We start from the raw sequence: 6000 nt of genomic DNA, 5'->3' as shown, positions 1-6000 counted from the left end.
AGCCTTTCAGCGCCGATGGTACTGCAGGGGGGACCCTGTGGGAGAGTAGGACGCCGCCGAACAATCATTGTGGGAAAGCCCCGCACCAGCCCTTATGGGTTCGGTGCGGGGCTTTTCTGCGTTTACGGACCGGTCCACCGGCTCCTGTAGGGTCAGGGGGCATCGTTCGACATTTCTACAGTCACAGTGGAGGCCCCCGGGTGGAGGTCCAGGAGACTCGGGTTCAGACTGACCGAATTTTCACCATTCCGAACATCCTGAGCATGGCGCGCCTCGCAGGCGTACCCCTGTTCCTGTGGCTGATCCTGGCCGAGCACGACGGCTGGGCTCTCGCCGTCCTCATGCTCAGCGGGATCAGCGACTACCTCGACGGGAAGCTGGCACGGCGCTGGAACCAGATCAGCAGCCTCGGCCGGCTGCTGGATCCCGCCGCGGACCGGCTCTACATCCTGTCCACCCTGTTCGGTCTCACGTACCGCGAGATCCTGCCGCTCTGGCTCACGGGAGCGCTGCTCGCGCGCGAGCTGATGCTGCTGGTCATGGTCTGGATCCTGCGCCGGCACGGCTATCCGCCGCCGCAGGTGAACTTCCTCGGCAAGGCCGCGACCTTCAACCTGATGTACGCGTTCCCCTTCCTCCTGGTCAGCACGTGGTCGGGTTGGTTGGCCTGGATGGGGTCAGTTTTCGGATGGGCGTTCGCCGGATGGGGTACAACCCTCTATTGGTGGGCAGGAGTCCTTTACGTGGTACAAGTCCGCCGGCTGGTGAAGGCGGACGCCACGGCCGATTGAGCTCGCTCGGCGCCTGACTGACGCGGGGGAGTGGTCCAGTCACCGTCCGAGACGGGTGAGGTCGGCGATACGCCGTCTCTCAAGGAGGACTCTTCCGACATGAAGGCCGTCGTGATGGCTGGTGGCGAAGGCACTCGGCTTCGCCCCATGACCTCAAGCATGCCCAAGCCGCTCCTGCCGGTGGCGAACCGGCCGATCATGGAGCACGTGCTCAGGCTGCTCAAGCGGCATGGGCTCAACGAAACCGTGGTCACCGTGCAGTTCCTGGCGTCGCTCGTCAGGAACTACTTCGGTGACGGCGAGGAGCTCGGAATGGAGCTCACCTATGCCAACGAGGAGAAGCCACTCGGCACCGCCGGCAGCGTGAAGAACGCCGAGGAGGCTCTGAAGGACGACACGTTCCTCGTCATCTCCGGCGACGCGCTCACGGACTTCGACCTGACCGACCTGATCCGTTTCCACAAGGAGAAGGGCGGACTCGTCACGGTGTGCCTGACCCGGGTGCCGAATCCGCTGGAATTCGGCATCACCATCGTGGACGAGGAAGGCAAGGTCGAGCGTTTCCTCGAGAAGCCGACCTGGGGCCAGGTGTTCTCGGACACCATCAACACCGGCATCTACGTCATGGAGCCGGAGATCTTCGACTACGTGGACGCGGACGTCTCGGTCGACTGGTCCGGCGACGTCTTCCCCCAGCTGATGAAGGAAGGCCGGCCCATCTACGGCTACGTCGCCGAGGGCTACTGGGAGGACGTCGGCACCCACGAGAGCTACGTCAAGGCCCAGGCCGACGTACTCGAGGGCAAGGTCCAGGTCGACATGGACGGCTTCGAGATCTCCCCCGGGGTGTGGATCGCCGAAGGGGCCGAGGTGAGCCCGGACGCGGTCCTGCGCGGACCGCTGTACATCGGGGACTACGCCAAGGTCGAAGCCGGCGTGGAGATCCGCGAGCACACCGTCGTCGGGTCCAACGTCGTCGTCAAGAGCGGTGCGTTCCTGCACAAGGCCGTCGTGCACGACAACGTGTACATCGGGCCGCACAGCAATCTCCGCGGCTGTGTCATCGGCAAGAACACCGACATCATGCGGGCCGCCCGGATCGAGGACGGGGCCGTCATCGGCGACGAGTGCCTCGTCGGCGAGGAATCGATCATCCAGGGGAACGTGCGGGTCTACCCCTTCAAGACGATCGAGGCGGGCGCCTTCGTCAACACCTCGGTCATCTGGGAGTCCCGGGGGCAGGCACATCTGTTCGGCGCCCGCGGGGTCACCGGGATCCTGAACGTGGAGATCACCCCGGAGCTGGTGGTCCGGCTGGCCGGTGCCTACGCGACGACCCTGAAGAAGGGGGCGACGGTCACCACGGCCCGCGACCACTCCCGAGGCGCGCGAGCGCTCAAGCGGGCCGTGATCTCGGCGCTCCAGGCCAGCGCCATCAACGTCCGGGACCTGGAGAACGTACCGCTGCCCGTGGCGCGGCAGCAGACCGCCCGCGGCAGCGCCGGCGGGATCGTGCTGCGGACCTCCCCGGGAGTTCCGGACTCCGTCGACATCATGTTCCTCGACGAGCGCGGGGCGGACCTCTCCCTCCAGCAGCAGCGCAAGCTCGACCGGGTCTACGCGCGCCAGGAGTACCGGCGGGCGTTCCCCGGCGAGATCGGCGACCTGCAGTTCCCGGGAAGCGTCTTCGACGCCTACACCGGTTCGCTGCTGCGGCGCGTGGACACCACCGGGGTCGCGGACTCCGGGCTCAAGGTGGTCGTGGACGCTTCCAACGGCAGCGCCGGCCTGGTCCTGCCCAGCCTGCTGGGCCGGCTCGGGGTGGACGCCCTCACCGTGAACCCGGGACTCGACGAGTCCCGGCCCACCGAGAGCGCCGAATCCCGCCGGGCGGGGCTGGTGCGGCTCGGGGAGATCGTGGCGTCCTCGCGGGCCGCCTTCGGAGTGCGGTTCGACCCGGTGGGCGAGCGGATCTCCCTCGTGGACGAGCGCGGCCGGATCATCGAGGACGACCGGGCGCTGCTGGTGCTGCTCGATCTGGTGGCCGCCGAGAAGCGCAGCGGCAAGGTCGCGCTGCCGGTGACCACGACCCGGATCGCCGAGCAGGTGGCGGCGTACCACGGGACCCAGGTGGAGTGGACGACGACCTCGCCCGACGACCTGACCCGGGTGGGCCGGGCGGAGAACACCATCTTCGGCGGTGACGGGCGGGGCGGATTCATCGTCCCCGAGTTCAGCAGCGTCTTCGACGGCTCGGCCGCCTTCGTGCAGCTGATCGGGCTGGTGGCGCGGACGCAGCTCACGCTGAGCCAGATCGATGCCCGGATCCCGCGGGCGCACGTGCTCAAGCGGGACGTGCCGACCCCGTGGGCGGTGAAGGGGCTCGTCATGCGGCGGGTCGTGGAGGCGGCCGGGGACCGGCAGGTGGACACCACCGACGGGGTGCGGGTCGTGGAGGCCGACGGGCGCTGGGCGCTGGTGCTGCCGGATCCGGCGGAGGCGGTCACCCACCTGTGGGCCGAAGGCCCCGACGACGCGTCCGCGCAGGCGCTGCTGGACGGCTGGGCAGCGGTGGTGGACGGCGCCGGGCACTGAGCGGCCCGTACGGCAGGACGTAGACCGGAACGGAACGGCGCAGGGCCGAAAGTCCGGAGGACCGGGCGGGGCGCAGACCCCGGCCGGTCCACCGGACGTCCGCATTCGGTGGGAGCGGCGCCGACATGCGACGATGTGCGGCATGTCGCAGCCGCCCCACAACCGCAGTTCGGCACCTCCCGCGCGGCCGGACGCCTCCATGTCGCTGCTGACGCACGTGATGGACCACTCCCTCGACGAGGGCTACGCGGAGGCTTCGGCCCGCCGCGAGGCCGAGGGCACGTCCGGCCTGCCGCGGACCCTCAAGGCCAAACTGGGTCTCGCCGCCGGGCTCGTGCTCGCCGCCAGTGTCGTCACCCTGGGCGCAGCGCAGGCGCGGGCGACCGCACCGGTGCTGGCCAAGGAGCGTCAGGAACTCATCGACCGGGTCGACCGGGCCGACGCGCGCGCGGACGGTCTGGAGCGGGACATCGAACGGCTCCGGGACACCGTCGCCGCCCGGCAGCGCGAGGCGCTCAAGCAGCACGGCGGCGAACAGGGCCAGCTCGTGGCGCTGCTGTCCGGAGCCACCGAGGTGCACGGGCCCGGGATCAAGCTGACGGTGGACGACGCGAAGGGCTCGACGACCGGGAACGGCTCCAAGCCGCGCGAGAGCGCCGGATTCTCGGACACCGGGCGGCTCCGCGACCGCGATATGCAGAAGATCGTCAACGGGCTGTGGCAGTCGGGGGCGGAAGCGATCTCGATCAACGGGCAGCGGCTGACGTCGCTCTCGGCGATCCGGGCCGCGGGGGACGCGATACTGGTCGACAACAGGCCGCTGGTGCCGCCGTACGAAGTGCTGGCGATCGGCGACAAGAAGCGCCTCGGGACCGCGTTCCAGGACTCCGCGGACGGCCAGTACCTGCACGTGCTGCAGGAGAACTACGGCATCCGCTACTCCTTGTCGTCCGAGGCCGAGATGCGCCTTCCGGCCGCGTCGAGCCTGACCGTACGTACGGCTACAGCAGCAGAGCAGCAGAAGGGTGCATCGTGATCGCGGTACTGGGCCTCGTGGTCGGAGTGGTGGTCGGACTTCTCGTCCGGCCCGAAGTGCCGGCCGTGGTGGAGCCTTATCTGCCGATCGCCGTGGTCGCGGCGCTGGACGCGGTGTTCGGAGGCCTGCGCGCGATGCTGGACGGCATCTTCGTGGACAAGGTCTTCGTGGTGTCGTTCCTGTCGAACGTGGTCGTGGCGGCGCTGATCGTCTTCCTCGGCGACAAGCTGGGGGTCGGCTCGCAGCTGTCCACGGGTGTGGTCGTCGTCCTCGGCATCCGCATCTTCTCCAACGCCGCGGCCATCCGCCGGCACGTGTTCCGGGCGTGAGGCCGATGAGTACGAACGACACCCCGCCCGAGGAGCCCGGGGCCGCGGCACAGCGGCCGAAGGCGCAGCCTCCGATGGAGCCGCCGGCCGGGCCCGTGGGCCACGAGCCCGGACCGGGAGGCGAGGAGCGGGGCCCGGAGGAGAGCGGAGCCGCGTCGGCCGGGTACGTGCCCGGCGGGTACGCGCCGGGCGGGCCCGAGCTGACCGGCCCGGAGCAGAGCGCCCCCGAGCAGACCGGGCGGCAGCGGCTGGCGGCCGGGCTGTGGCCGCCGCGGGTGAGCCGTGCCCAACTGATCGTCGCGGTGCTTCTGTTCGTCCTGGGGCTCGGCCTGGCCATCCAGGTGCGGTCGAACAGCGATTCCAGCGCGCTGCGAGGCGCCCGCCAGGAGGACCTCGTACGGATCCTCGACGAGCTCGACGGGCGGACCAAGCGGCTGGAGGACGAGAAGCAGAAGCTCGACGACCAGCGCCGGGAGCTGGAGAGCAGCTCCAACCAGGCCGAGGAGGCCCGGAAGCAGACCGTGGAGAAGGAGCGCCAACTCGGGATCCTGGCCGGTACGGTGGCCGCGCAAGGGCCGGGGATCGTGCTGAAGATCACGGACCCCAAGGGTCAGGTGCAGTCGGACAAGCTGCTGGACACCCTCCAGGAGCTGCGGGCGGCCGGGGCCGAGGCGATCCAGATCAACGGGGTGCGGATCGTGGCGGACTCGTACTTCTCGGACGAGGAGGACGGGGTCGCGATCGACGGTAAGAAGATCACACAGCCTTACGAGTTCAAGGTGATCGGCAAGCCGCAGGACCTGGAGCCGGCGCTCAACATTCCCGGTGGCGTCGTCCAGTCGCTGGAGAAGGAGCAGGCCGTCGTCAGCGTCACACGTCCGGCGAAGATCGTTGTGGATGCCTTGCGGGCTGCGAAGCAGCCTGACTACGCTCGGTCGTCATCGACGTGATGCGGGAGGCGCGGGAGACGGGCTCACGCGGGCGAATGCCTGCGGGGGGTCGACGCACCGAAGTCGCGGTGCGTGGTGGAAACTGTCTGATGGTTACGGACGTTGTAAGTATGTCCGGGTCGGCAGGTGTTGCATTCGGAGTTCGTCCTGCCCCACGGGCGGGTCTGTTTCGGTCAAGGGGAATCGCCCGTGAAGTTGTTTGAGAAGTTGTTCGGCAAGAAGAACCGCGAGGAAAGCGGTGCGGCCAGGCACCGCGCGGGGCATGGAGACGTGGAAGGGCAGGGCGACCGGCCGCTCTT

The 6000-nt window shown here is 69.0% G+C and carries 5 protein-coding genes; all 5 read left to right on the top strand.

What is annotated here, in order from left to right:
• Window positions 1-200 precede the first annotated feature (200 nt).
• The 5 genes from ACFRU2_RS34855 (at window position 201) to ACFRU2_RS34835 (ending at window position 5701) form a co-directional block, all read left to right on the top strand.
• Window positions 201-791: a CDP-alcohol phosphatidyltransferase family protein gene (locus tag ACFRU2_RS34855; RefSeq protein ID WP_250745186.1), complete on the top strand. Its 591-nt coding sequence runs from the start codon at window positions 201-203 to the stop codon at window positions 789-791.
• Window positions 792-890: 99 nt separating this feature from the next.
• Window positions 891-3386 (top strand): mannose-1-phosphate guanyltransferase, encoded by a 2496-nt coding sequence (locus ACFRU2_RS34850; RefSeq protein ID WP_274547811.1) that lies wholly within the window; start codon window positions 891-893, stop codon window positions 3384-3386.
• A gap of 133 nt (window positions 3387-3519) precedes the next feature.
• A complete protein-coding gene (locus ACFRU2_RS34845; protein ID WP_382979940.1) occupies window positions 3520-4422 on the top strand; it encodes a DUF881 domain-containing protein in 903 nt (300 codons plus the stop codon).
• Entirely contained in the window at window positions 4419-4751 is a 333-nt protein-coding gene (locus ACFRU2_RS34840; RefSeq protein WP_112452698.1) for a small basic family protein, read from the top strand. Before ACFRU2_RS34845 ends, ACFRU2_RS34840 begins: the two co-directional genes overlap by 4 nt.
• Window positions 4752-4756: 5 nt before the next feature.
• Window positions 4757-5701 carry a DUF881 domain-containing protein gene (locus tag ACFRU2_RS34835; protein WP_382979938.1) on the top strand — a complete coding sequence of 315 codons (945 nt, stop codon included), beginning with the start codon at window positions 4757-4759 and terminating at the stop codon, window positions 5699-5701.
• Window positions 5702-6000: the final 299 nt, after the last annotated feature.

The sequence above is a fragment of the Streptomyces sp. NPDC056883 genome (assembly GCF_042788835.1).
Classification (GTDB): domain Bacteria; phylum Actinomycetota; class Actinomycetes; order Streptomycetales; family Streptomycetaceae; genus Streptomyces; species Streptomyces stoeckheimensis.
The sequence above is the reverse complement of the archived record's forward strand: the minus strand, read 5'-3'. Positions and strand labels throughout refer to the sequence as shown.